Source organism: Streptomyces sp. TLI_146, assembly GCF_002846415.1.
In the GTDB taxonomy this organism is placed as follows: Bacteria; Actinomycetota; Actinomycetes; order Streptomycetales; family Streptomycetaceae; genus Streptomyces.
The window spans coordinates 5,745,727-5,770,318 of the sequence record NZ_PJMX01000001.1 but is presented as its reverse complement, the minus strand read 5'-3'; the positions used below and the strand labels follow the sequence as shown (position 1 = coordinate 5,770,318).

Annotated in this window: 19 protein-coding genes; 8 read left to right on the top strand and 11 right to left on the bottom strand. The window is 71.5% G+C overall.

What is annotated here, in order from left to right; translation table 11 throughout:
* Nucleotides 1-62: 62 nt before the first annotated feature.
* From BX283_RS25920 to BX283_RS25910, 3 genes are all read right to left on the bottom strand, one after another.
* Entirely contained in the window at nucleotides 63-1,685 is a 1,623-nt protein-coding gene (locus tag BX283_RS25920; RefSeq protein WP_101389894.1) for an ABC transporter substrate-binding protein, read from the bottom strand.
* 454 nt (nucleotides 1,686-2,139) lie between these two features.
* Nucleotides 2,140-4,041, bottom strand: a complete 1,902-nt coding sequence (gene typA, locus BX283_RS25915; RefSeq protein ID WP_101389893.1) for a translational GTPase TypA — start codon at nucleotides 4,039-4,041, stop codon at nucleotides 2,140-2,142.
* Nucleotides 4,042-4,359: 318 nt separating this feature from the next.
* A complete protein-coding gene (locus BX283_RS25910) occupies nucleotides 4,360-6,879 on the bottom strand; it encodes an ABC transporter family substrate-binding protein (protein ID WP_101389892.1) in 2,520 nt (839 codons plus the stop codon).
* A gap of 311 nt (nucleotides 6,880-7,190) precedes the next feature.
* Between BX283_RS25910 and BX283_RS25905 the strand changes: the two genes are divergently transcribed.
* From BX283_RS25905 to BX283_RS25890, 4 genes are read left to right on the top strand one after another with little or no spacing between them, the layout of a single operon-like run.
* Nucleotides 7,191-7,478, top strand: a complete 288-nt coding sequence (locus BX283_RS25905; RefSeq protein WP_101389891.1) for a hypothetical protein — start codon at nucleotides 7,191-7,193, stop codon at nucleotides 7,476-7,478.
* 21 nt (nucleotides 7,479-7,499) lie between these two features.
* On the top strand, nucleotides 7,500-8,318 hold the full coding sequence (locus BX283_RS25900) for a hypothetical protein (protein ID WP_101389890.1): 819 nt from the start codon (nucleotides 7,500-7,502) through the stop codon (nucleotides 8,316-8,318).
* Complete coding sequence (locus BX283_RS25895) at nucleotides 8,318-10,261, top strand: fumarate reductase/succinate dehydrogenase flavoprotein subunit (protein ID WP_101389889.1); 1,944 nt, start codon at nucleotides 8,318-8,320, stop codon at nucleotides 10,259-10,261. Before BX283_RS25900 ends, BX283_RS25895 begins: the two co-directional genes overlap by 1 nt.
* Nucleotides 10,258-11,031: a succinate dehydrogenase/fumarate reductase iron-sulfur subunit gene (locus BX283_RS25890; protein ID WP_101389888.1), complete on the top strand. Its 774-nt coding sequence runs from the start codon at nucleotides 10,258-10,260 to the stop codon at nucleotides 11,029-11,031. Before BX283_RS25895 ends, BX283_RS25890 begins: the two co-directional genes overlap by 4 nt.
* Nucleotides 11,032-11,109: 78 nt before the next feature.
* Here the strand turns inward: BX283_RS25890 and BX283_RS25885 are convergent, their stop codons facing one another.
* Nucleotides 11,110-12,063, bottom strand: coding sequence for a glycosyl hydrolase family 18 protein (locus BX283_RS25885; protein ID WP_101392576.1), 954 nt, complete (start codon nucleotides 12,061-12,063; stop codon nucleotides 11,110-11,112).
* 243 nt (nucleotides 12,064-12,306) lie between these two features.
* Here BX283_RS25885 and BX283_RS25880 point away from each other — a divergent pair, with 243 nt between their 5' ends.
* Both BX283_RS25880 and BX283_RS25875 read left to right on the top strand, forming a co-directional pair.
* On the top strand, nucleotides 12,307-14,418 hold the full coding sequence (locus BX283_RS25880; RefSeq protein WP_101389887.1) for a TPM domain-containing protein: 2,112 nt from the start codon (nucleotides 12,307-12,309) through the stop codon (nucleotides 14,416-14,418).
* Entirely contained in the window at nucleotides 14,415-15,125 is a 711-nt protein-coding gene (locus tag BX283_RS25875; protein WP_101389886.1) for a PspA/IM30 family protein, read from the top strand. The genes BX283_RS25880 and BX283_RS25875 overlap by 4 nt, the downstream gene beginning before the upstream one ends.
* A 59-nt stretch (nucleotides 15,126-15,184) precedes the next feature.
* Here the strand turns inward: BX283_RS25875 and BX283_RS25870 are convergent, their stop codons facing one another.
* From BX283_RS25870 to BX283_RS25845, 6 genes are all read right to left on the bottom strand, one after another.
* On the bottom strand, nucleotides 15,185-17,746 hold the full coding sequence (locus tag BX283_RS25870; protein WP_101389885.1) for a SpoIIE family protein phosphatase: 2,562 nt from the start codon (nucleotides 17,744-17,746) through the stop codon (nucleotides 15,185-15,187).
* A 168-nt stretch (nucleotides 17,747-17,914) separates the two neighbouring features.
* Nucleotides 17,915-18,325, bottom strand: coding sequence for an ATP-binding protein (locus BX283_RS25865; protein ID WP_373979291.1), 411 nt, complete (start codon nucleotides 18,323-18,325; stop codon nucleotides 17,915-17,917).
* Between the two features lie 104 nt (nucleotides 18,326-18,429).
* Nucleotides 18,430-18,843 (bottom strand): (deoxy)nucleoside triphosphate pyrophosphohydrolase, encoded by a 414-nt coding sequence (locus BX283_RS25860; protein ID WP_101389884.1) that lies wholly within the window; start codon nucleotides 18,841-18,843, stop codon nucleotides 18,430-18,432.
* A gap of 90 nt (nucleotides 18,844-18,933) precedes the next feature.
* Nucleotides 18,934-19,113 carry an SPOR domain-containing protein gene (locus BX283_RS25855; protein ID WP_101389883.1) on the bottom strand — a complete coding sequence of 60 codons (180 nt, stop codon included), beginning with the start codon at nucleotides 19,111-19,113 and terminating at the stop codon, nucleotides 18,934-18,936.
* Nucleotides 19,114-19,358: 245 nt separating this feature from the next.
* Nucleotides 19,359-20,111 (bottom strand): GntR family transcriptional regulator, encoded by a 753-nt coding sequence (locus BX283_RS25850; protein ID WP_101389882.1) that lies wholly within the window; start codon nucleotides 20,109-20,111, stop codon nucleotides 19,359-19,361.
* A 135-nt stretch (nucleotides 20,112-20,246) separates the two neighbouring features.
* On the bottom strand, nucleotides 20,247-21,521 hold the full coding sequence (locus BX283_RS25845; protein WP_101389881.1) for a DUF4190 domain-containing protein: 1,275 nt from the start codon (nucleotides 21,519-21,521) through the stop codon (nucleotides 20,247-20,249).
* Between the two features lie 181 nt (nucleotides 21,522-21,702).
* Between BX283_RS25845 and BX283_RS25840 the strand changes: the two genes are divergently transcribed.
* Nucleotides 21,703-22,848: a threonine synthase gene (locus BX283_RS25840; RefSeq protein WP_101389880.1), complete on the top strand. Its 1,146-nt coding sequence runs from the start codon at nucleotides 21,703-21,705 to the stop codon at nucleotides 22,846-22,848.
* 77 nt (nucleotides 22,849-22,925) lie between these two features.
* Here the strand turns inward: BX283_RS25840 and BX283_RS25835 are convergent, their stop codons facing one another.
* A complete protein-coding gene (locus BX283_RS25835) occupies nucleotides 22,926-23,801 on the bottom strand; it encodes a carbon-nitrogen hydrolase family protein (protein ID WP_101389879.1) in 876 nt (291 codons plus the stop codon).
* A 96-nt stretch (nucleotides 23,802-23,897) separates the two neighbouring features.
* On the opposite strand from BX283_RS25835, the gene BX283_RS25830 reads away from it, so the two are divergent.
* Entirely contained in the window at nucleotides 23,898-24,479 is a 582-nt protein-coding gene (locus tag BX283_RS25830) for a Uma2 family endonuclease (protein WP_101389878.1), read from the top strand.
* The last annotated feature ends 113 nt before the right edge of the window (nucleotides 24,480-24,592 follow it).

Sequence of the window (24,592 nt, the reverse complement as noted above, 5' to 3'; positions counted from 1 at the left end):
ACCGGACTCCCCCTGCCCACCCTCAGTCGACCCGCAACTACTTCACGGGACTTGGTTCAAGCTCAGCTGAGCTTGACGGTGTCCCAGAGGACGTTGTGACCGGCGACGCTGATGCTCTTGATCTTCGAGCTGAAGCCGGCGTTGAGCTTGTAGAAGTAGACCGGGATGTACGGCATGTCCTTGGCGAGGATGTCGTCAGCGGCCTGGTACTTCTTGATGGCCTCGTCCTTCGACGGAGCCTTGTCGCCCTCGACGAGGAGCTTCTCGAAGTCCTCGTTCACGTAGCCCGCGTAGTTCGAGCCGTTCTCGATGGCGTCCTTGGAGAAGATCGGACGGAGGTAGTTCTCCATGTCCGGGTAGTCCATGTTCCACGCCATGCGGAACGCACCCTGGTACTTCTTGGCGTCGAGGTCGTTCAGGATGGCCTGGAACTTCTCGAACGGCTTGGCGGTGACCTTGATGCCCAGGTTCTGCTGGAGCATGTTGGCGACGGCCTCGACCCAGCCCTTGTGGCCACCGTCGGCGTTGTAGCCGATCTCGAGGGTGTTGTTCGGCAGACCGCCGGCCTGCTGGAACAGCGCCTTGGCCTTGGCCGGGTCGTAGTTGCACGCGTCGCCGCAGGCGCCCTTGCGGTAGCCCTGGATGATCGGGCTGATGAAGTCGTCGGCCGGGGTGCGGGCACCCTGGAAGATCTTCTCGGAGATGGTCTTCCGGTCGATCGCCATCGACAGCGCCTTGCGCAGCTCCGGCTTCTTGAAGGCCTCGTTGTACTTCAGCGGGAAGCCGATGAAGCCGACGCTGGAGTCCGGCGTGTCGATGACACGGTTGTCCAGGTCCTTCTTGTACGTCGCGAGCGCCGAGTCCGGGATCGCGATGTGGAAGTCGATGTTGTTGGCGAGGAGGTCCTTGTACGCCGTGTCCAGGTTCGAGTAGATCTTGAAGTCGACACCCTTGACCTCGATCTTCGAGGCCTCCGGGTACTTGTCGTACTTCACGACGCTGATCTTCTCGTCGTGCTGGAACTTGCCCGACATCTTGAACGGGCCGTTGCCGATCGGGGCCTCGCCGAAGCCCTTCGGGTCGTTGAAGAACACCTTCGGCAGCGGCGAGAACGCCGAGAACGAAAGCTGCGCCGGGAACGCCGAGAACGGCGCGTCCAGCGTCACCTGGAGGGTGTTGTCGTCGACGGCCTTGAGGCCCGACATCTCCTTGGTGGCGACCTTCTTCTTCGGTCCGGGGTTGAGGTCCTTGTAACCCTGGATGTGCGAGAAGAGGGGGTTGGTCTGCTGGGCGTTGTCCTGGTTGGCGCCGTAGTTCCAGGCGTCGATGAAGGACTTCGCCGTGACGGCCTCACCGTTGTGGAAGGTGAAGCCCGGCTTCAGCTTGATCGTCCAGACCTTGGAGTCCTTGGTCTCGACGGACTGCGCGAGGTCGTTGACGACCTCGCTCTTCTCGTTCAGCTTGGTGAGCCCGGTGAACAGGGCGTGAATGACCTGTCCGCCCTCGGTCTCGTAGGTGTTCGAGGGCACGAGCAGGTTCTGCGGCTCGCCGATCTCCATGGAGATCACACCGCCCGAACTACCCCCCTTGCCCTTGCTGTCACCGTCGCCGCCACCACAGGCAGTCGCAGCCAGGGCGACGACCGCCGCACCCGCGACCCACTTGGCGCTCTTGGCACCACGCATGGGTTCCTCCTCATGAGTCCACTTGTCACAACAAGAGGGGCACAAAAAGATCGCCGACACCCCTGACGGCGATCGATGAAGCGCCCCGAGTGTGCTCGTGAGTCGGCACTCCCCACAGTGCGTGACCCATTGACCCGAGCTCAATGGAGCCAACTATTAAGTACGGCCGGGCTGTAAACCACACTTAAAGGGTCTCGTTTTGACAACATCAGGTCAGGCCAACAGTCCGAAATCCGGACAAACAGATCACAGACAGACACGCCCGAAACGGACCGTTAACACATCTTCCGGAGAGCAGCGCTCGATATCCGAACAGGATGTAGAGGAAAACGACTTGACCGCGCGCCGGGCGGAGGGCAGTGCGCGGGACCGCGCGGACCCCACCGTACGACAGCGGCCCGGCTCCCCGCGAAGATCGCGGGGAGCCGGGCCGTGAAGCTCAACCGGCCAGGGTTCAGCCGTGCTTGGCGCGCGAGGCCGTGCGGCCGCGCTCCTTCTGGTCCAGGACGACCTTGCGGATGCGGACGGCCTCCGGGGTCACCTCGACGCACTCGTCGTCGCGGCAGAACTCCAGGGACTGCTCCAGGGAGAGCTTGCGCGGCGGCACCACGTTCTCGGTGTTGTCCGCCGAAGCCGCACGCATGTTGGTGAGCTTCTTCTCCTTGGTGATGTTCACGTCCATGTCGTCGGAGCGCGAGTTCTCACCGACGATCATGCCCTCGTACACCTCGGTGCCGGGCTCGGTGAACAGCACACCGCGCTCCTGGAGGTTGATCATCGCGAACGGCGTGACCGCACCGGCGCGGTCGGCGACCAGGGAGCCGTTGTTACGGGTCACCAGGTTGCCGAACCACGGCTCGTGGCCCTCGTGGATCGAGTGGGCGATGCCCGTACCGCGGGTGTTGGTCAGGAACTCCGTACGGAAGCCGATGAGGCCGCGGGACGGGACGACGAACTCCATGCGGACCCAGCCGGAGCCGTGGTTGGACATGTTGTCCATACGGCCCTTGCGGACGCCCATGAGCTGCGTGACGGCGCCCATGTGCTCCTCGGGCACGTCCACGGTCAGCCGCTCGACCGGCTCGTGCACCTTGCCGTCGACCAGCTTGGTGACGACCTGCGGCTTGCCGATGGTCAGCTCGAAGCCCTCGCGGCGCATCTGCTCGACCAGGATGGCGAGCGCGAGCTCACCACGGCCCTGGACCTCCCAGGCGTCCGGACGGTCGGTGTCCAGGACGCGCAGCGAGACGTTGCCGATGAGCTCGCGGTCCAGACGGTCCTTGACCTGGCGGGCGGTGACCTTGCGGTCCTTGACGGCGGACTTGGCGTCCGCGCCCTTGCCCGTGCCACCGCGGCCGACGAGCGGCGAGGTGTTGGTGCCGATGGTCATGGAGATAGCCGGCTGGTCGACCGTGATCAGCGGCAGCGCGATCGGGTTCTCCGGGTCGGCCAGGGTCTCGCCGATCATGATGTCGGGGATACCGGCGACGGCGCAGATGTCACCGGGGCCCGCCACCTCGGCCGGCTTGCGGGTGAGCGCCTCGGTCATCATCAGCTCGGAGATGCGGACGTTCGAGATCGAGCCGTCGCGCTTGATCCAGGCCACGGTCTGGCCCTTGCGCAGCTCACCCTGCTCCACGCGGAGCAGCGCGATGCGGCCGAGGAAGTTGTCGGCGTCGAGGTTGGTGACGTGGGCCTGGAGCGGCGCCTCGTCGTCGTACGTCGGGGCCGGGACGTGCTCCAGGATGGTGGAGAAGAACGGCTCCAGGTTGGTGGAGTCCGCCGGGACCGTGCCGTCCTCCGGCTTGGTCAGCGAGGCGATGCCGTCGCGGCCGCAGGCGTAGACGATCGGGAACTCGATCTGGTCCTCGTCCGCGTCCAGGTCCAGGAACAGGTCGTACGTCTCGTTGACGACCTCGTCGATCCGGGAGTCCGGGCGGTCCGTCTTGTTGATGCAGAGGATGACGGGCAGGCGCTGCTGGAGGGCCTTGCGCAGCACGAAGCGCGTCTGCGGGAGCGGGCCCTCGGAGGCGTCGACGAGCAGGACGACGGCGTCGACCATCGACAGACCGCGCTCGACCTCACCGCCGAAGTCGGCGTGGCCGGGGGTGTCGATGATGTTGATCGTGATCGGGGCCCCGCCGTCCTTGGGGTGGTACTTGACGGCGGTGTTCTTCGCCAGGATCGTGATGCCCTTCTCACGCTCCAGGTCGTTCGAGTCCATCATGCGGTCGTCGAGGTGCTGGTGCGCGGCAAACGCACCCGCCTGCTTGAGCATGGCGTCGACGATGGTCGTCTTACCGTGGTCGACGTGGGCGACGATGGCGACATTGCGGATGTCGTGGCGCGTGGGCATGCTGGCTGGCGCTTCTCTCGATCGGGAATCAGGCGTCTGACGGTCGAAGCCTCGTCCGCCCGCCGGGCGCGGACACGCCACGGCTAGTCCTATGGTACGGGGCTGGCGCGCCGGAGGCCTCCCGGGCCGAACCTATGATCGTTCTACGGGGTGCGAAGAGCGGTGAGGGAGCCCTGGTGGAGGCAGCCTCGGGGCCGGGTCAAGGGCAGTCACGACCTTGCCCGCCGGCGGACCGACGGGCAAGGGACTTGAGCCAGTTCTGAGGTTCTGACCTGCTACTTCTCAGTACGGTCGAGGAACGTTCCCCGATCGCTTCCGCTACTTCCGCGACCCCTTCGGCGCACTTTCCGCCTTCTTGAAACCGATGTCCTGGAAGTGCGGGGAGGCGAACCCGAACGCTCCGGCATTGGCCACGTTCGGCTTCACCGCGACCAGCTGGGGGCGCTGGTAGAGGGGGACGGATCCGGCCGCCGCCCAGATCCTGGCGTCCGCCTTGCGCACCAGATCGCGGGCCTCGTCCTCGTCGAGCTCCCCGGCCGCCTGGTCGAACAGCTGGTCGATGTGGTCGGTGCCGACCCGGGTGTAGTTCTGCTCGACCACCAGCGAGCCGTCCGAGGCGGGCTCCGGCTTGGCGAAGACCGGCCGGTCGTCGGTGGCCGGGTAGGCGGTGCCGGGCCAGGAGTACAGCGCCAGGTCGAAGTCGCCCGAGGCGATGTGGTCCTTGAAGTAGCTGTCGTCGGCCACCTTGGAGATCTCGGTGCTGATCCCGACGGCCTTCAGCATCTGCGCGATCCGCTCGCCCACCGCCCGCAGCTGCTCGGAGCCCGCACCCGAGGGGAGCACGAAGCGCAGCGTGAGCGGCTTGCCGTCCTTGCCGAGCGGACCGCCCGCCGCGGGGGCCGCGGTGCCCTTGGGGGCGTACGCGCCGGGCGCGCCGCCCTGGCGCTGGGCCTCGGTCCGGTGGGCGTCCTCGCCGTCCCGCCGCTTCCCGGCCTCGTCCTTGTGGCCGTGGCCCGCGTCGTCCAGCGCCTCGGCCTGGCGCATCAGGGCGATCTCCTGGATCGCCGCGGCCCGGGCCGGGGCGAGCACATGCGTGTCGGCGCCCGGGCCGGAGCCGCCGGGCCGGTTGTCGCCGGGCCGGTCGTCGCTCCCGGCCGCGCCCTCGTCGTCGTCCTGCGCGCCGGAACCCGACCCGGGCTTCGCCCCGTCCGCGTAATAGGGGCCCTCGCCGACGTGCGCGCCGCCCAGGGAGTACAGGCCGGGCCCCGGCCGGACCCTCCTGCCCTTGTCGTCGCCGACGATGTAGGTGCCGTCGTCGTTGGAGGTGCCCGCCTCGCCCGCGCTCTCCCGCTTGGCGTCGTCGTCCGCGCCCGCGCCGGACGCCTTGCTGCCCGCCTTGCTCGTGCCGGGCTTCTGGCGGGCGCCGCCGGGGGTCCAGCCCGCGTCCGCGAGCAGGGCCTGCGCCTCGTGGGTGTCGTGGCCGCCGAGCGCGTCGCTGTTGTCGGCGTACGCGGGCTGGCCCGCCAGCGCCAGATGGCTGCCGGGCGGCCGGGCGGGCAGCCCGAGCGGCTTGAGCACGATCTCCGCGAGCTCCTGGCGGTCCAAGGCCCGGGCCACCGCCCGGCGCACCCGTTCGTCGGCGAGCGGGCCGGAGCTGCCGTTGAGGGCGAGCTGGGTGTAGGCGGGCTCCAGGGACTTGCGGATGGAAAGCCCGGCCAGGCCCGCCTGCTCCTGGGCGTACCGCTCGACGGCCTCGCGGGTCTGCTTGCGCGCCCGCACCTCGGCCTCGGCCCGCTCCTCGTCGGAGCCGTGCGCGATGGCCCAGGAGCGCAGCGCGGAGGCCGGGGTGATCGCGGCGCCGGGGCCGTGGGCGAGCCCGGGGCCGTCGTTGCCGCGGCCCGCGCCCTTGTCGCGCTCGGCCAGGGTGATCCGGTCGGCGCCGGACCGGTCGATCTCGGCCACGTCCAGGGTGCCGTCGGCGAGGGCGGCGACCCGCTTGTCGCGCGGGACGGCTCGGAAGACCAGTTCGTCGAGCTTGCTGGGCCGGCCCCACCAGCGCGGGTTGCGGGCCAGTGTGAAGGTTCCCTTGTCGCGGTCCGACGCCTTCAGGAGAAACGGTCCTGCGGTGGCCTTCAGCCTGGTGCGGGCGCCGTCGTTGAAGGCGTCCGGCGTCCCGGTGACGTCCTTCGGGTAGAGCGGGCTGAACAGGGCGCGCCAGTCCGCGTACCGCTTGGCGAAGGTGACCTTGACCTCCAGGTCGTTGGCGCCCTTCTCGATCTTCTCGATGCGCTCGTACCCGGCGTTGCGCGCGGTCCAGTACGCCGTGTCGCGGCCGCTGAGCGCGCGCCACTGCGCGAGGAAGTCGGGGGCGCCGATCTCCCGGCCGTCGCTCCACACCGCCTTCTGGTTGAGCTTGTAGAGCACGACCTGCTTGGGTTCGCGCTGCACGATCTCCGCGCTCTCCAGATAGTCCGGATTGCGCTCCGGGCGGCCGCGCTCGTCCAGGGTGAAGAGGGACGGCAGCACCGCGCCGGTGATCCGCGCGGTGGCGGCGTCGGCGTCGGCCTGGAAGACGTTGAGGGTCTGGGGCAGCGCGTCGACGGCCCAGCGCAGGGTGCCCCCGTCGGCGACCTGGGGCCGGGCCGCCGCGCCGATGTCCTGGGGGGCCGCGACCGCGCCGGCGGCGTCGTCGCCCGAGGAGCAGCCGGTCAGTGCGGGGAGCGCCAGCACACCGGAGGTGAGGAGCGCGACGGACCGGAGCGACGCGACGGTGCGGATCGCGGCGACGGTGCGGATCGCCCGGGATGCCCTCCCGCGCTGAACGCCGACGTGGGGCATGTTTTGTACCTCTTCGTCAGTTTTGTTTGCTTGGTGGCATTTCGCGATGATCACACGTATTGCCCACTCACTGAAGAGGACGGCGCCCCCGCCCGTACGGCGACACGGCGCGGCGGCGGCCGGATCCCACCCGTGCGGCGCAATGACGGCGCGTACGGGGTGGTGCGCGCCCCCGGAACCCGGTGCACACACCTTCACAATCGCGGAAGTGACGCGCGACACTCTCAGGCGCATGACCTTTCGGGGGGATCCGGAGGTCGCCCTCCGGCACGACCGGTCACCGCCCGCCACTGCGGAAGGTAGGGCACGTCATGTCCCTGCACGACGAGTTGACGTCGGTTCAGCGCTGTCTCGACGACCTGGTGAGGTCGGTGGGGCGGCTGGAGAAACAGGTCGGCGACGGCGGCCTGGACATCCGGCGGGTACGGACCGACACCGACCATCTGCGCGAGAGCGTCGCGCTGCTGCGCGCGACCGCTCCGCACGCCGCCGAGGCCCGCCCCGACCTGGTCACCATCCCGGACACGCCGTACGACGCCTCGCTGTGGACGGACTCGGACGACGAAGGTCTGGGCGCCCGCGACCGGCGCGCCCCCTGACTCACGCGACTGGAGCCACTGTTGGCCACAGGCACCGAACCCCAACCGCTCACCGGCGTTCACGACGCCTCGCGCGCCGCCATCGCGCCCCGCCATCTGCGCACCGACCGCTGGTGGCTGGCGCCCGCCGTGACCGCCGCCGGACTGCTCGCCTTCGTCGTCTACTCGACCTGGCGGGCCTTCGTGAACGACGACTACTACGCCGCTCCGTACGTCTCGCCGTTCTACTCGCCGTGCGTCGCCGACAACTGCGTCCCGATGCGCGGCGGCCCGAACGCCGACCTCATCGGCAGCTGGTGGGGCCTGTCCCCCGCCCTGCTGATCCTGATCTTCCCGCTCGCCTTCCGGGGCACCTGCTACTACTACCGCAAGGCCTACTACCGGGGCTTCTGGGCCTCGCCGCCCGCCTGCGCGGTGGCCGAGCCGCACAAGAAGTACTCGGGCGAGACCCGCTTCCCGCTGATCATCCAGAACATCCACCGGTACACGTTCTACTTCGCGCTGCCGGTCGCCGCGTTCCTCACGTACGACGCGGTGCTCGCCTATCGCGACGAGCACTACCGGTGGGGCCACATGGGGCTCGGCACCCTGATCTTCACCGTCAACATCGTGCTGATCTGGGCGTACACCCTCTCCTGCCACTCCTGCCGGCACATCGTCGGCGGCAAGCTGCGGCACTTCTCCAAGCATCCGGTGCGCTACCGGCTGTGGGGCTGGGCCGGAAAGCTGAACCAGCATCACATGCTGCTCGCCTGGGCCTCGTTGATCAGTGTCTCGCTGGCCGACCTGTACGTGTACTTCCTCGCCACCGGGGCGTTCGACGATCCGAGGTTCTTCTGATGACGCAAGCGGAACGACAGCAGTGGGACGTGGTCGTGGTGGGCGCGGGCGGTGCGGGCCTGCGGGCCGCCATCGAGGCCCGCGAGCAGGGCGCCCGTACCGCGGTGATCTGCAAGTCCCTCTTCGGCAAGGCGCACACGGTGATGGCCGAGGGCGGCATCGCCGCCTCCATGGGCAACGTCAACTCCGGCGACAACTGGCAGGTCCACTTCCGCGACACCATGCGCGGCGGCAAGTTCCTCAACCAGTGGCGGATGGCCGAGCTCCACGCGCGCGAGGCGCCCGACCGGGTGTGGGAGCTGGAGACCTGGGGCGCCCTCTTCGACCGTACGGCGGACGGCCGGATCTCCCAGCGCAACTTCGGCGGCCACGAGTACCCGCGCCTGGCCCACGTGGGCGACCGCACCGGCCTTGAGCTCATCCGCACCCTCCAGCAGAAGATCGTCTCGCTCCAGCAGGACGACATGCGCGAGTTCGGCGACTACGAGGCCCGGCTGAAGGTCTTCCAGGAGTGCACGGTCACCCGGATCTTGAAAGAACACAGCCTCAAGGAAGGCGACCGGGTGTCGGGCGCCTTCTGCTACGAGCGCGAGTCGGGCCGGTTCTTCGTCCTGGAGGCCCCGGCCGTGGTCCTGGCGACCGGCGGCATCGGCAAGTCCTTCAAGGTGACGTCGAACTCGTGGGAGTACACCGGCGACGGCCACGCCCTCGCGCTGCTCGCCGGAGCCCCGCTGCTGAACATGGAGTTCGTGCAGTTCCACCCGACGGGCATGGTCTGGCCGCCCTCGGTCAAGGGCATCCTGGTCACCGAGTCGGTGCGCGGCGACGGCGGTGTGCTGCGCAACTCCGAGGGCAAGCGCTTCATGTTCGACTACGTGCCGGACGTCTTCAAGGAGAAGTACGCGGAGTCCGAGGAGGAGGGCGACCGCTGGTACGAGGACCCGGACCACAACCGCCGCCCGCCCGAGCTGCTCCCCCGCGACGAGGTCGCCCGCGCCATCAACTCCGAGGTGAAGGCGGGCCGCGGCTCCCCGCACGGCGGCGTCTTCCTGGACGTCTCCACCCGGATGCCCGCCGAGGTGATCCGGCGCCGGCTGCCGTCCATGCACCACCAGTTCAAGGAGCTGGCCGACGTCGACATCACGGCCGAGCCGATGGAGGTCGGCCCGACCTGCCACTACGTGATGGGCGGCATCGCCGTGGAGTCGGACACCGCGGCCGCGCGCGGGGTGCCCGGCCTGTTCGCCGCGGGCGAGGTGGCCGGCGGGATGCACGGCTCCAACCGCCTCGGCGGCAACTCCCTCTCCGACCTGCTGGTCTTCGGCCGCCGCGCGGGACTGCACGCCGCCGAGTACGCCTCGGCCCTGGCCGGTGCCCGCCCGGCGGTCGACGAGGCCCAGGTGGACCTGGCGGCGGCCGAGGCGCTGCGGCCGTTCAGCGCCGAGCCCCAGGAGGGCGCGGCGCCGGAGAACCCGTACACCCTCCACCAGGAGCTCCAGCAGGCCATGAACGACCTGGTCGGCATCATCCGCCGGGACGCGGAGATGCGGCAGGCCCTGGAGAAGCTGGGCGAGCTGCGCGTACGGGCCCGGCGCGCCGGGGTGGAGGGGCACCGCCAGTTCAACCCCGGCTGGCACCTCGCCCTCGACCTGCGGAACATGCTCCTGGTCAGCGAGTGCGTGGCGCGCGCGGCCCTGGAGCGCACCGAGAGCCGGGGCGGCCACACCCGCGAGGACTGGCCCGCGATGGACCGGAGCTGGCGACGGGCGAACCTGCTGTGCCGACTGGCCGACCCCACCGAGGGCCTCGCGGCCACCGACCCGGTGCGGGGCCAGATCCGGCTCGTACGCGAAGAGACCGAACCCATCCGTGCCGACCTGCTCGCCCTCTTCGAGAAGGAGGAGCTGGTCAAGTACCTCGCCGAAGAGGAGCTCTACGAGTGACCACGTATGACGCGAGCTTCCGGGTCTGGCGGGGCGACACCGGCGGCGGCGCCCTGGAGGACTTCAAGGTCGAGGTGAACGAGGGCGAGGTGGTCCTCGACATCATCCACCGGCTCCAGGCCACCCAGGTCCCGGACCTGGCCGTGCGCTGGAACTGCAAGGCGGGCAAGTGCGGTTCGTGCTCGGCGGAGATCAACGGGCGGCCCCGGCTCCTGTGCATGACCCGGATGTCGGTCTTCTCGCCGGAGGAGACGATCACGGTCACTCCGCTGCGGGCGTTCCCGGTCGTCCGCGACCTGGTGACCGACGTCACCTTCAACTACCGGAAGGCGCGGGAAGTTCCCGCCTTCGTTCCCCCGAAGGGGGTCGCCGCGGGCGAGTACCGGATGCAGCAGGTCGACGTGGAGCGCTCGCAGGAGTTCCGCAAGTGCATCGAGTGCTTCCTGTGCCAGGACACCTGCCATGTGGTGCGCGACCACGAGGAGAACAAGGCCGCCTTCGCGGGCCCGCGCTTCCTGATGCGGATCGCGGAGCTGGACATGCACCCGCTGGACGCGGCCGGCGAGACGGGCCTGGACCGCAAGGCCACCGCCCAGGACGAGCACGGCCTGGGCTACTGCAACATCACCAAGTGCTGCACGGAGGTCTGCCCCGAACACATCAAGATCACCGACAACGCGCTGATCCCGCTCAAGGAGCGGGCGGTGGACCGCAAGTACGACCCGCTGGTCTGGCTCGGCAACAAGATCGGCCGCCGGTCCGGCGGTTAGGGCCGCGGGAGTGGGTGCGCTACGGCGGCGGGGCCCGGCATCAGTGGATGCCGGGCCCCGCCGCCGTACCGCCGTGCCTCAGTTCCAGTCCTTGTCGTACGCGGCCCAGTCACGGTCGCGCGCGGTGAAGTCCACATAGAGCGCCACGCCGAAGTGCTGGCGGTGGCGGTCGGTGCGGCCCAGGCCGAGCCGCACACCGCGCACCGCCGCCTTGACCGTCTCGGCCGAGGCGTGGTGGCCCATGGTCTCCGTCTGGAAGAACGGCAGCCCCATCAGCAGATCGGTGTCCCTGGGCGTCACTTCGAGCGCCAGCGAGGCCTGCTGGGCGACATAGCCGCCGTACAGGCTCTCCAGCGGCATCGAGGTGTCGTACGACATCACGGCGATCTGGTCGACGCGCTGGGCCACCTGCCCGAAGTACGCCTGCGACCACCACTTCGGGTGCCCGGCGATCTTGCGCGCGGCGGCGTGCAGCTTGGGCACCGGGTCGATCTGGTGCGCGGCGACCGACAGCGTCGCGTTGTGCGCTCGCGTCATCGGCCGCACCGCGTCGAGCAGTTCGAGGAAGTGGCGGTTGCCCGAGGGCATCGGCTCCAGGTCGAAGTGGACGCCGTCGAACCCGCCGGACGCCAGCACCTGGCGGGACGAGTCCACCATCGCGGTACGGGTGGCCGGGCGCTCCAGCCGCAGCCCCCTGGGGCCCTCGGTGGCGAGCTTGTCGCCGAGCCAGGCCTGCACGCGCACGCCGGGCAGCCTGCGGTGCACGCCGTCGACCAGCCAGCGCGCCTTGGGGTAGCGGGCCGCGGGCAGCGTCCCGTCGTGCTCCAGGGGTCCGGCGTGGACGTACAGGTCGTGTATCCCCGTCTCCCGTACGCGCGCGGCGAAGGTGTCCAGGTCGCGGTCGCTCTTGCGGCCGTCGACCCAGGCGTGGCCGAGCCAGATGGCGTCCCGGCCGCGCGTTCTGGTGCCGTCGCCCGGGTCGCCCGCGTAGCTGCTGCGCAGCGCCACCGCGCCGACCACCATGGGCGCCATCACCAGGAGCACGGCCGCCAGCGCGGCACGCCGCACCCACGTCCGCGCCGGGCGCCTGAACCACCGGCGCAGGCCGTCCACTCCGGCCGATATTGCTGTCCGCACGAGTACCCCTGACTGTCAGTGTGCCGTGGAAGTATGACCTCCCGGTGGCCTGCTGCCTAACGAGCGGGGCGCGGATTCCCCGGTCCGGCGGCTCCCGCCCGGTCGCGGAGCGGCAGATACCGCCATACGCTCACAAATGTGACGCCGCGTGTCAGTCGCACCGGGCCCCGCATCGCCGTCCGGGCCGTCCGGGCCCTGGCGGCCGTGCTGCTGGCCATGTGCTGGGCGGCACTGCCCGGCGCGGGACCCGCGCACGCCGAGGACCCGGTGAACCTCGCCGGGAGCGGGCTGATCACCGACCGCGCGCACGCGCTGGGCGCCCGCGCGCCGGAGGTGGCCGCCGCGCTCGACCGCCTCCACGAGGACCGCCTGGTCCAGCTCTTCGCGGTGTACGTGGACGACTTCTCCGGCCGTACCGCCCAGGACTGGGCCGACACCACCGCGCAGCTGAACGGGCTGGGCCGGGACGACGTCCTGCTGGCCGTCGCCACCGGGTCGCGGCAGTACGCGTACTCGGTCGACCAGGCCTTCCGGCTCAGCGACCAGACGCTCGGCCAGGTGGCCCGAGAGTCGGTCGAGCCCGCCCTGCGGCGCGGCGACTGGGCGGGGGCCACGGTCGGCGCGGCCGAGGGCCTGGACGCCGCCCTGGCCGAGCCCGCCCGGCACGACGGGCCGGCCTCGGCGAGCGACTACGTCCTGCCGGTCGGCATCCTGGCCGTCGCGGGTGTGCTGGCCGGGTACGCGTACGCGCGCAGGAAGCGGCGGGCCACCACCCGGACCACCCCCGCGAGCGCCCAGGGCGCGGGGGCGCAGGGCGGGGGACGGGATACGGGCTCACCCCAGGACATCGCGCCGGACGGCCTCGCGGCCCTGGCGGCGGAGGCGGACCGGACCCTGGTCGCCACCGATGAAGCCATTCGAACGAGTGACGAGGAACTGGGTTTCGCCGTCGCCCAGTTCGGAAATGAGGCGGCCCGGCCGTTCGCGAAGGCCGTCACCTACGCCAGGTCCGAACTGGCCACCGCCTTCCGGCTGCGCCAGCAGCTCGACGACGACCCGCCGCCGGAGGGGCTCGCCCTGCCTCAGGGCCCGGCCCCGCCGGACGAGCCGGAGCTGCCGGAGGAGGGCGCGGCGGCCCGGCGGCGGATGCTGGAGGAGATCGTCTCGCGGTGCGCGGCGGCCGGCCGTCGGCTGGACGCCGAGTCGGAGGCCTTCGACGCGCTGCGGGGGCTGGAACGCGACACCCCGAAGGCGCTGGAGACGGTCGAGACGGCCTTCCGCACGCTCGCCGGGCGTACGGCCGCGGCGGACTCGACGCTGACCGCGCTGCGCCAGCGGTACGCGGAGTCCGCGACCGCACCCGTCGCGGACCATGTCGAGGAGGCCAAGGAACGCCTGATCGCCGCCACGGCCGCCCTCAACGCGGCCCGCCAGGCCCTCGACGGGGACGACCGGGGCGAGGCCGCGGCGCAGGTGCGCGCCGCCGAGGGCGCCGTCGCCCACGCGGCCGCGCTGGTGGACGCGATCGACCGGCGGGGCCGGGAACTCGCGGAGGCGGAGAAGCTGTTGCCGGAGGCTGTCGCTTCCGCCACCGATGCGGGCAATCGTGCCGCTGGGGCGGCACGGGTGGGCGCGGCGGCACCCCGTTCCCGCCGGACTGCGGATTCCCCTGCCCCCGACCCCGTCGACCTGCGCAGCCGGGTGGCCGCGGCCGAGACGGCGCTCCTCGGCGTGGGCCGGGCACGGGCGGCCGGCCCGTACGACCCGCTCGACGCGCTGCGCCGACTCGGCGAGGCGGAGGCGTCGCTGGACGAGGCCCTGGCCGACATGGGCGCACAGGAGCACAAGAACAGCGCGCAGCGCACCCGCACGCTCCTGGAGCGGACCACCCTCACGACCCGCGCAACGATCGCGGCGGCGGACGACCGCATCACCGAACACCGGGACGCCGTCGGCAGCCCGGCCCGCACCCGGCTCGCGGAGGCCCGCCGCCACCTCGCCCAGTCCGAGGAGACGGCCGGACCGGACGCGCCGGGCGCCCTCGTCGAGGTGCGCCGGGCCGACACCCTGGCGCGGCAGGCGCTCGCACTCGCGGACGCGGACGTACACGCCTACGACCACGATCCACAGACCTCCGGCGCGATCGGGAACCCGAACGGGCCGGGCGGTGTATCAGGAGCAGAAGACCTTCCGGGGCGAGGAGAGCTTTCGGGACCAGGGGACCTTCCGGCGCAAGGAGAAGAGCCATGAACGACAGGCAGTCGGTACTGGGCCGGGTCGGCCGGCTGGCGAAGGCCAACGTGAACGCGCTCCTCGACCAGGCCGAGGACCCGCAGAAGATGCTGGACGAGCTGATACGGGAGTACACGGGCAATATCGCGGAGGCGGAGCAGGCCGCCGCCTCGGCCGTCGGCGACGTACGGCTGATGGAGCTGGACCGGGTGGAGGACCTGGCCGCCGCCAAGGCGTGGGGCGACCAGGCGGTCGCGGCCAGCAGGAAGGCCGACGGGCTGCGCGCGGGCGGCTTCGCGGACGAGGCCGACCGGTTCGACCGCCTGGCCAAGGTGGCGCTGGGCAGACAGGTGCAGTCGGAGAGCGAGGCGCGGGCGGCGGAGCCGGTGATCGCCGCGCAGGTGGAGGTGGTGGAGAAGCTCAAGTCCGGCCTGGCCCGGATGAAGTCCCAGCTGGACGTGCTGAGGGCGGAGCAGGGCGAGTTGGCGTCCCGGGCCGACTCGGCGGGGAGCCGATTGCCGGACGGACTGAAGAGTGTGGATCTGCTCGACCCGGCCGGTGAGATACCCCGCTTCGAGGACAAGCTGCGGCGCGAGGAGGCGCGGGCGCGGGGCGGTCAGGAGCTCGCCGCCTCGTCCCTGGACGCCCAGTTCGAGCACCTGGACGCCCCGGGCGACACGGCGGAGGTGGAGGCGCGGCTGGCGGCACTGAAGGCGACGACGTAGACGACGCAGGGGCACGTCGACACCACACCACGGGTACGCCACCGGTACGCGCCCCCGGGTCAGAACATGCTGAGCAGCTGCTCCTCCGTCAGCTCGGCCACGGGGGCGGACTCCCCGTCCGGAAGGGCGAGTTCGAACCAGACCGTCTTGCCGCGCGGGGTGCGGCGCGAGCCCCACCCCGCGCTCAGCAGGCCGACGAGCTGGAGTCCCCGGCCGCCCTCGTCCGTGTCCCGGGCCCGCCGGCGTCTCGGCTGGACCAGACCCGCGTCCCACACCTCGCAGACGAGCGTACGGTCCCGCAGCAGCCGCAGCCGTACCTCGCCCTCGCCGTACCGCAGGGCGTTGGTGACGAGTTCGCTCACCAGCAGTTCGGTGGTGTCCACGAGGTCGTCCAGGTCCCAGGCGAGCAGCTGGGTGCGGGCGAGCTCGCGGGCGCGGCCGACCGAGCGCGGTGAGCGCGGCAGCCGCCAGTCGCCGACGGCGTCCGTGGGCAGGCCCTGGATGCGGGCCATGAGCAGGGCGATGTCGTCCTCGCCGTGGCGGGTGTCCAGGGTGTTGAGGACCTGGTCGCAGACGTCCTCCAGGCCCGGGACCGGGTCGCTGATGGCCTTGCGGAAGGCCCGCAGGCCCTCCTCCAGAGGGTGGTCGCGGGACTCCACCAGACCGTCGGTGTAGAGCGCGAGCAGGGCGCCCTCGGGGAGGTCGACCTCGATCTCCTCGAACGGCTCCCCGCCCACGCCGAGCGGCAGCCCGGGCGGCATGTCCAGGAACAGCGGGGGCTCGCCGGGCTCGACCAGGACCGGGGGCAGATGGCCCGCGTTGGCTATGGAGCAGCGCCGCGTCACCGGGTCGTACACCGCGTACACACAGGTCGCGAGGTACACCTCGGAGAGGTCGGCCTCGCGGGACTTGTGGGCGGTGCGGGAGCCGGGGCGGCCGCGCCGGTTGCCGCCCGCCTCGCGCTCGGGGCCGCCGGGGTCGCCCAGGCCCCGGGCGATCTCGTCCAGGTGCGAGAGCACCTCGGCGGGCTCCAGGTCGAGCATGGCCAGGGTCCGTACGGCGGTGCGCAGTTCGCCCATGGCGACGGCGGCCCGCAGACCGCGGCCCATCACGTCGCCGACGACCAGGGCGGTGCGGTGGCCGGGGAGTTCGATGACGTCGAACCAGTCGCCGCCGACCTCGGTGGCGGCGTTGCCGGGCAGATAGCGGCAGGCGATGTCCAGCCCGGCGGCCTCGGGGTCGCCGGGCGGGAGCAGGGAGCGCTGCAGTATCAGCGCGCGCTCGTGCTCCCTCCGGTAGAGGCGGGCGTTGTCGATGCAGACGGCGGCGCGGGAGGCGAGTTCGGTGGCGAGGGCGCGGTCGCGTTCACCGAAGGGCTCGCTGCCCTTGGCTCGGGAGAACTGGACGAGGCCGACGACGGTGTCGTGGGCGACCATCGGGACGGCGAGCGTGGTGTGCACCAGGCTGCCCTCGTCGCCCGGTACGGCACGTGGACGGCCGGTGCGCAGGGCATCGGCGCAGGGCGAGTGGAAGGGGTAGCGATGGACGTCCCCCACGGAGACGGATGCGGTCGGGGCGGTGCCGGTGAGGGTGGGCGGCGCGTCCGAGACGGCGCTGGCGAAGGCGACCCGGCGCAGCTCGGCGCTGCCGTCGGCGCGGCTCTGGATGGCCTCGTCCCCGGCGAGCAGTGCCTGGTAGAGGTCGACGGAGGCCAGGTCGCAGAAGCCGGGGACGGCGACGTCGAGGAGTTCGCGGGCGGTGGTCTCCAGGTCGAGGGAGTTGCCTATGCGGTTGCCCGCCTCGTTGAGCAGGGCGAGGTTGCGGCGGGCGTCGGCGGCCTCGCGGGCGGCATTGTGACGGCGGGTCACATCGATGCCGAGGCTGGCGACGCCGATGGGCCGGCCGGTCCCGCTGTGCACCCGGTAGAGGTTGATCGACCAGTGGCGGCGGGCCGGGTCGCCGGGTGCGGTGCCGACGAGCTGGAGGTCGGTGACGGCCTCGCCGGTTTCGAGGACGCGGCGCAGGGCGGCGCCCATCCGGTCGGCCTCGGCGCGGCTCAGATAGTCGTGGACGGTGCGGCCGCGGTGCTCGTCGGGCTCGCCGCCGAAGACGGTGGCGAACCGCCGGTTGGCGCGCAGGACGGTGAGGTCCGTGCCGAACAGTAGGAAGCCGAAGGGAGATTGACCGAAAATGGCCTGCGAGGCGGCGAGGTCGGTCTCTATGCCGCGCAGCGCCCGGACGTCCACGACGATACAGAGCGCGCCGCGTTCCCCGGCCGCCGTCTCACTCGGCATCACATAGAGCTCGGCGAGCCCGTGCCGCCCCTCCCGCTCCGGCGTGCGGAACGGGACCAGACCGGTCCACTCACGCCCGTCCAGGATCTCGGCGACCCGGCGGTGACCTTGGGAGCGCAGTTCAGGGGGCATGAAGGCGTCGACCGGGTCGATTCCCACGACCTCGCGGGCGGACAGCCCGAACTGCTCCTCGGCCCGCAGGCTCCACTGCTCGATCAGCCCGTCGGGCCCGATCGAGAACGAGGCGACCCTGATGTAGTCATAGATCGAGCCAGGCGGGCTGCTCTGCCACACGACGCCGCCCGCCGTCTCAGGTATCTCGCTCACGCGACCGTCCCCTCCAGCTCACCGCACCGGACCGGCCTTGACCGCAGTATTCAGTACTACGGCCCCCGCCGACACGGCGTTCACGATCACATCCCGGTCTCGTTCTTTTCCGGCCGTCTCCCGGCCTGGCCGTCCGAACGGGTCGTGATCGTTCGTCCCTCCCTCCTTCTAACCCGGCAGGGCCAGCTCGAACCACACGGTCTTGCCCGTCCTGCCGCGTCGGGTCCCCCAGCGCCGTGCAGAACAAGCCACCAACTGAAGACCCCGGCCCCCTTCGTCGTCCGGTCCGGCGCTCCGCTCGACCGGCTCCTCGGGCAGCGGGTCGGAGACCTCCACCAGCAGGGCGCCGGGGTCGAGGCGGGCCATCCGGACCCCGATGGGGCCCGAGGCGTACCGCAGGGAATTGGTCACGAGCTCACTGACCAGCAGCACCGCCACATCGCTGACGGCAGGGTCCAGCGCCCAGCTGCGCAACGTGTCCCGGACGGCGTGGCGCGCGGTGCGCACCGCGTTGGCCTCCGCCGGGAAAGTCCACTCGGCGCAGCCGCCGGAGGTGTCGATCACGCCGCTCACCCGCATCCGACTCTTCGGGGGGTTTAGAAGGATTAATAGCCACATACCCGATATTTGGGGTCAGCTATCCCCTGACGGTGCCAGGGGTGACGCGAACGGCGTATCCCGGGTCAGGACCCCGTACGGCTCTGCCTCGCCCCCAGCATCCGCGCGGCCTCCTTCACCGCCGGGCGGTCCTGCGGCAGCCAGTCGACCTCGTCCGTCTCGTCGGGGGCGAGCCAGCGCAGGGCGTCGTGGTCCTCCAGGGGCCGGGGCTCGCCGGAGACCAGGCGGGCGGTCCACACCCGCAGGACGAGCCCGGGCTTCAGCGGCCACTCCCCCGGGATCCGCTCCAGCGGCTCGGCCTCCACGCCCAGTTCCTCGCGCAGCTCGCGCACCAGGGCGTCCTCGGGCCGCTCGCCCGGCTCCACCTTGCCGCCGGGCAGCTCCCAGCGCCCGGCCAGCTCGGGCGGGGCGCTGCGGCGCGCGGCGAGCAGCCTGCCCCTGTCGAACACGGCTCCGGCGACCACCACACGAACGTCCATGCGCCGGAGCGTAACGCGCGCCCGGCGGGGTCCGGTCCGCCGGGCCGCCGTGCGGCTCCGCCTCCCCGTCCGCACCCGCCGGGCGCCGTGCTACTGCGCCGGCTGGGCGATCCTCTCGACCCAGTAGAGCCGGTGATGTCCCAGGTCATCGAGGCTGTCGACGATCTTCTGGGCCTCGGCCCGGGTGGCGTACCTGCCGACGCGGTAGCGGTTGCCGTTGTCGTCCTGACGTATGACCTGCCAGGAAAGCACCACGCCACCGTCGTTCATCGCGCCCCTCCCGCTGTCGGCGTGCAGGTCTGTGAAGATCCCCAGGAAACCGCATTCCGCATATGCCCGAGCCTACGCCTGACCTTCACTCAGCGGATCCGCGTTTACACAAAGAGATACGGATCCGGCCACACGGGGGCATGACGAGGGGGGCGCACTCCTTCGAGCGCGCCCCCGACAAGGGAGTTGACCCCGGGTCAGCCCGTCGCCGACACCGCCACGGCAGCCCGGTTCACCCAGCCCACCTACTTCACCGGCAGGTGGTACGCGATCCGGTACCGGTCGGCGGGGACGACCACGTCGGCCGTCTCCACCGCGCGCCCCGACGCGTAGTACGTCCGCTCGATGACGAGCACCACATGGCCCGGGACGCCGCCGAGCGCCATGAGCTCCTCCGCCAGCCCCGGGCGCGCGCCGACCTCCTCCACCACGTTGTCCACGACCACGTCGATCGCGGCCATCCGCTCGACGACGCCGCACCCGCCGAGCGGCCCCTCCTCGGGCAGCATCACGGGCGTGCGCCCGGTCACCGCGAGCGGCTCCCAGGAGGTGGAGAGCATCATCTGCTCGCCCGCGTCCCGGTACACGTACCGGGTGCGCATCACCCGGTCGCCCGGGTCGATGCCGAGCCGCTCGGCGATCTCGGCGGACGCCTCCTCCTGCTCGCTGCTCGACTCCCAGGTGCCCCGGGTGCCGTCCTCGGCCTGCTCCTGGCGGAACGGGCTGGCCCCCTTGGCCGGGCGGAACCCGGAGCGGGACACTCTGCGCGGGACCGGGCGCTCCCTCACATACGTACCGGACCCGGAGCGGCCCTCGACCAGGCCCTCGGCCATCAGGACCTTGCGGGCCTCCAGGGCGACCGTGTCGGAGACCCCGTACTCCTCGCGGATGCGGGCCTGTGAGGGGAGGCGGGTGTGCGGTGGCAGTGAACCACTGACGATCTTCTGCCGGAGATCGCTGGCTACGCGCAGATAAGCCGGCTGCTCACCGAAAGTCACTGGCCACTCCCATCAGGTTGACAGACTGCAACAGCGTGGCAACCGTGGGTTCTGCGCCGCAAGCCGAGGCCAAAGTTTCACTCGAAGTGATGACTTGCCCGTGCCCAGGGGATACCGCCGGTACGACTACCCGTCTCAGACCGCCTTGGAACCGTCACTTCCGCTTCCGCTCCCCGTTCCGGAGCCCGGCCCGTCCTCCGTACCACCGCTGTCCGTACCGCCGTCGGCGCCGCCCGAACCGCCGCTGCTGCCCCCGGAGTCGGTGGCGGGCGGTGTGGTGGCCAGGTGCAGGGCGCTCCGCGCGGCGACCTCCGTGGCCTGCCGCATGGCCCGGTCCGCCGCGCCCGAGTGCAGGTAGAAGGCCTCGGCGTCGGCGGCACCGGCCGCCTTCGCCCACTCCTTGCCCGCCAGCTCGGCCTCCTTGGCGCGGGCGCCCACCTGCGCCTGCGCCGAGGCGGGCCAGCTGCGCTGGCGCAGCCGCGCGCTCTCCTGGCCCAGCACCTGGGAGACCTGCCCGGCCCACTTCTTGAAGGCGGGCAGGTCGTCCTCGACCCGGTCCCGGTCGGGGCCGGTGGCCAGCACCCGGTCGTAGGCGTTGGAGGAGCGCAGATACGTCATCTGGTCGGCGTCGAGACGGCGGGCGTCGTTGCGCACCGAGCCCGTGAGCTTGCCGCTGGTGGTGGCGAAGGAGCAGGTGACCGAGTGGTCGCCGAGCCGCCAGCTGCGGGTGCTCGGCGTGTAGTAGTACGACTCCGCCTCGACGGGCAGCGCCCAGCTGTCCATCGCGTACTCCTGCTCGACGGCCCAGCACTTGCGGTCGGCGAGCGCGGTGATCGCCTTGTCGCCGGGGAAGGAGGAGCCCTCCAGTTTGAAGGAGCCGGAGACCTCGCCGTCGTGCGGCTTGCCGCACGGCACGATGATCACGTTCTCGACCTCGCGCTCCAGCTCGCCGCCGGGGACGTCGAAGCAGTCGCCCTTGCGCAGGTCCATGGTGCTGCGCGTGCTCTTGACCTCGTCGAGGCCGTCGCGGAACCCGTCCCAGAACGCGCTCGCCGCACCGCTCACGACGAGGACGACGGCCAGGACCGTACTGATCGAGGAGAGCACCACACCGGTGATCGCCATGCCCTTGCCGCCCTGCCCGTGCTTCCTGATCTGCCTCAGGGCGACCGCGCCGAGGACCAGACCGAGCGGCGGCACACAGCAGACGATGCCGGTGACCAGCGAGGCGATGGCCAGACCGCTGGTCCTGGCCGGCTCCTGGAACGGCTGCGGATACGGCTGCGCGTACGGCTGGGGATACGGGTACCAGGGCTGCTGCGGCCCGGGAGCGGGCGGCGGCCAGCCGGGGCCGTGGCCCTGACCCGGCTGCGCAGGCGGCTCGGGCGCGGGCGGCGGCGGTATGTCCACGGGTGAGGGCTCCTCGTCGAGGTCAGCGAACTGCTGCGCGAATCGTACGCGGGGCGGGGCGGGGGGCCGCAGCCGAAGCGGACGGGGGGCGTCCAGGCCGTCCCGGGTGCGGGGAGCCCCGGAAGGAGCTTGCCCTGACGGCTCGTCACCAGCGACGTTCTAGGGTCACTGCATGACACAGATGAACGGACCACATCCCGAGCCTTCCGGGCGTCCGGGCGCGGCGGCGTACCGCTGCCCCCAGGACGGCACCCGGGCCCCCGTCGAGACCGCCGCCCCCTGGTGCTGCCCGGCCTGCGGGGGCCCGTGGGACCTGGACTTCGCGGCCGGGGCCGTGGAGGCGAAGTCCCTTGCCGGACGCGTCGGTTCGCTGTGGCGGTACGCGGAGGCCCTGCCGCTCGACGGCCCCCCGCCGGTCACGCTGGGCGAGGGGCGCACGCCGCTGGTGCCGCTCACCGGCACGGTCTCGGCGAAGCTGGACTTCCTGATGCCGACGCTGTCCTTCAAGGACCGGGGCGCGGTCGTGCTCGCCGAGCTGGCCCGGCGGCTGGCGCCCGAGCGCGTGATCGCCGACAGCAGCGGCAACGCGGGCACGTCGTTCGCCGCGTATCTGGCCCGCGCCGGACTGCCCTGCACGGTGTACGTGCCCGAGGCCACCTCGCCGAAGAAGGTCGAGCAGATCGGGGCGCACGGGGCCCGGGTCGAGCGCGTCCCCGGCGACCGGGAGGCCACCGCCCGCGCGGCTCGGGCGGCCGCCGACACCCCCGGCACGTTCTACGCCTCGCACGTCTTCAACCCGTACTTCCTGCACGGCACCAAGACGTACGTCTACGAGCTGTGGGAGGACCTGGGCGGCCGACTGCCCGGCGCGATCGTCGTCCCGGTCGGCAACGGCACCCTGCTGCTCGGCGCCGCGCTCGCCACGGCGGAGCTGTACGCGCACGGCCTGATCCCCGAGCGCCCCGCGCTGATCGCGGTCCAGGCGGCGGCGGTATCCCCGCTGGCGACGGCGTTCCGGGCGGGCACGGACGATCCGGCGGACGCGGAGGCCGCCGACACCCTCGCCGAGGGCATCGCGATCCCGCGCCCGCCCCGGGGCCGCCAGATCCTGCGGGCGGTACGCGAATCGGGCGGTACGTTCCTGACGGTGACGGAGGATCAGATCCGGGCGGCCCAGCTCGACCTCGCCGGACGCGGACTGTTCGTCGAGTCGACGGGAGTGGCGTGCTGGGCGGCGGTCACGGCGTCCCCGGACGCGCTCGGGGGGCGCGAGGCGGTGGTGCCGCTGTGCGGGGCGGGGTTGAAGACGGGGGTGGCGGCGGGTTAGCCGATACGGGTCCGGTGGCCGCGCCGTTAGCCGGTCCGGGCGGGCGCCGGGTCAGCCGATACGGATTCGGCGGCGGGCTAGCCGATCCGGCCGGGCGGCGTCGCGGCAGCCCGTACCGCACGCCGGGGCAGCACCGCCGTGTCCCGGCGCTCCCACAGATCCCGCAGCATCGGCTCGGCCTCGCGGGCCGCGTGCAGGGCGGCCGGGTCCAGGTCGGCGAGGACGATCTCCTCGCCGTCGGCCCCGGCCTCGGCCACGACCCGCCCGTCCGGCCCCCACACGGCACTGCCCCCGCAGGTCTCCCACTCCCCCGTCCGTCCGACGTGGTTGGCGAGCACCGCGTACACCGTGTTGTCGAAGGCCCGCGCGGGGAACCAGATCCGCGACTCGTGGTACCCGCCGCCGACCCCGAACAGCGCGCCCACCACGTACGCGTGGCAGCCGTCCAGCGCCGCCGCCCGCGCGTGCTCGGGGAACCCGGAGTCGTAACAGATCCCGAGCCCGAGCCGCCACTCGTCGACATCGAGGGTGAGACCGGCGGCACCGTGCCGGTAGACCTCGCGCTCGGCCCTGAACAGCGTCTGCTTGTCGTACCGCGCGCGAACCCCGCCCCCGTCGACGACCAGGGCGGAGACGAACAACTCCCCGCCGTCGTACACGGCGGCCCCGACAACCGCGACCACCCCGCCCTCCCGACAGGCGGCCACGACGGGATCGAGCCGGGGATCCCCGACCCCGTTCACGGCACACCGCTCGGGCTCGGCCCGGATGAGCTCGGGCTCGTACCCGGTGAGGAACTTCTCAGCAAACACGACGACCCGCGCTCCGCCGCGTGCGGCGGCTCCGATGAGCCGGGCGACGGTGACGACATTGGCCGGGATGTCACCGGGGGCGACGGGGGCCTGGGCGGCGGCTATGCGGAGGGGGCGGGAGGGGGTGGTGAAGGGGGTCACGGGGGAATTCGATCACAGTCGGGGGCGGTTCCGGACCTCGCTCCCACCCCGGCGAAGCCCCGGCCCCCGTCGCTTCGGAGCCGGTACGGTGAAGCCATGACCGCACTGCCCGACTGGATGCGCCCGCCGCGCGCGGAAGGCTGGTTCGCGGAGGACCTGGACCGCCTTCCGGAAGCGCCGCGCCACACCGAGCTGATCGACGGAGCCCTCGTCTTCATGATGTCGCCACAGCGGTCCTGGCATGGCCGCCTCGTCACCGCCTTGACCACAACGCTCATGGCGCAGGCACCGGCCGGCTTCGAGGTCGAGCGGGAGATGACGATCCGCCTCGACGCCCGCAACCGCCCCGAGCCGGACCTCTTGCTGACGGACATGCCCTATGACCCGGACCGCACCTGGTACGCCCCGGAGGACGTGAAGCTCGTCGTGGAGGCCGTATCTCCCGAGTCCGCTCATCGCGATCGCACCGTGAAACTCCGCAAGTACGCGGAGGCCGGCATCCCCCATTACTGGTGCATCGAGGACGAGGAGGGCGCACCTGTCGTCCACGTCTACGAGCTCGACGAACCCACCGGCAGTTACGCGCCCGCCGGGATCTTCCGGGGCACCCTCCAGCGCCCGGTGCCCTTCGAGATCAGCCTGGACCTCGGCAAGCTCACACCGCCGCAGAGCCACTGAAAAGTCAGCACCAAGTCAGCACGGGAACGCAAAAGGGGTCGGACTCGCCGGAGTCCGACCCCTTCTGGCACCTGCACGCTTGACGCAGCTATCTCACGTACAGCAACTAGTTG